At 46.1% G+C, this 1503-nt stretch carries 2 protein-coding genes; both read left to right on the top strand.

Annotated elements, in window-relative coordinates:
• Nucleotides 1-595, top strand: a 595-nt coding sequence (locus VF500_RS21385; protein ID WP_330861627.1) for a RagB/SusD family nutrient uptake outer membrane protein, incomplete at its 5' end; no start/stop codon positions are given.
• Between the two features lie 25 nt (nt 596-620).
• Nucleotides 621-1503, top strand: an 883-nt coding sequence (locus VF500_RS21380) for a hypothetical protein (protein ID WP_330861626.1), incomplete at its 3' end; no start/stop codon positions are given.

The following is a 1503-nucleotide window of genomic DNA, read 5'->3' as shown; positions in this document are numbered from 1 at the left end:
CGATATGCCTTATGCGGCTGGCTGGAGCACCAACCTGCCTACACAGAATTTGGCAGCGGCTTATTCAGCCGGAGATCAGCGCAAGGCTATCACCGCTTTTGATATCGAAGCTTATAAAACGGCCAATCCATCTTTCAATATCACTTACCAGGTAGCGCCTTATAAAAACACAGGTTTATATAATGGCAAGTACCTGCCCCGCAAAGGCGAAACTTCAGGACAGGTGGAGTTAAACTACCTCAACAATTTCAGGACTTTACGTTATGCCGAAGTTTTACTGATGGCAGCCGAAGCCGAGAACAGGGCCGGATCACCCAATGATACCAAAGCTCAGGGTTACCTGAACCAGGTACGCGCCCGTGCTTTTAAGGATGCTAATCATAACATCACTGCTACAGGGGCAACGTTAAAGCAAGCCATTTGGGATGAAAGAAGATTGGAACTGGGCATGGAAGGCGACCGCTTTTTCGACCTGGTACGTACCGGGCAGGCAGCTACCAGGATCACAGGGTTTAAAACTGGTAAAAATGAAGTATTCCCGGTACCTCAGCAGGAAGTGGATATTTCAGGGTTAACTCAAAATCCGGGATACTAATCATTAACCATTAACGAAAAAGATCATGAAATCAACGAAATATATTTTAGGTATTTCCCTTTTGCTTGCCATAGCGGCCGGTTGTAAAAAGGAGGAATTTACCGATACTTCATTTGTTAAAAACGCCGCCGATCCCGGAAAGTTATCCGTATTGTTTGATATAACGCATGACAATACCGGACTGGTAACCATTACCCCCAATGGCGAGGGAGTAACATCGTACGATGTTTACTTTGGCGACAGCGGCGATACCTTTGTTAAAGTTGCTGCGGGTAAAAATGTTCAGCATAAATACGCCGAGGGGAACTATACTGTAAAGTTGGTAGGCCATAACCTCACCGGTAAAACCACAACCGCTACCCAGGCTTTAACCGTAGCATTTAGGGCACCAGAGAATTTAAAGGTTACGCTGGCTACTGATGGCCTTAATGTCAACGTATCTGCAACTGCCGATTACGAAACTTTGTTTAAAGTATCCTACGGCGATTCAACAGCTACCAACCCGGTACCATCCAAATCATTTTTGGAAGGCCAAACTGTAACACATGCTTATGCAGGTGCAGGCAGTTATACCGTAACGGTAACGGCCCTGAGTGGTGGTGCCGAAACAACGGTATTCACGCAGGCAGTTAAAGTAGGTAAGCAAATTGATTTGCCGGTTACGTTTGATGACCCTAACTACGATTATACTTTGAGTGATTTTGGCAATAACCAGTCCTCATTAGCTGCCGACCCGGCCAATGCTGCTAACAAAGTAATGAAAACCCTTAAACCAAATGGCGCCGAAGTTTGGGCCGGTACAACGCTTGGTACAGCATCGGGCTTTGCGACCAAGATTCCGCTTACTGCTGCCTATGCTAAAATGAGTGTGAGGGTTTACTCACCTGCTGCTGGTTTGGATATCAAAC

Source organism: Mucilaginibacter sp., from assembly GCF_036383575.1.
GTDB lineage: Bacteria > Bacteroidota > Bacteroidia > Sphingobacteriales > Sphingobacteriaceae > Mucilaginibacter.
Note: the sequence above shows the minus strand (reverse complement) of the source record. Positions and strands in the feature narration are given on the sequence as shown.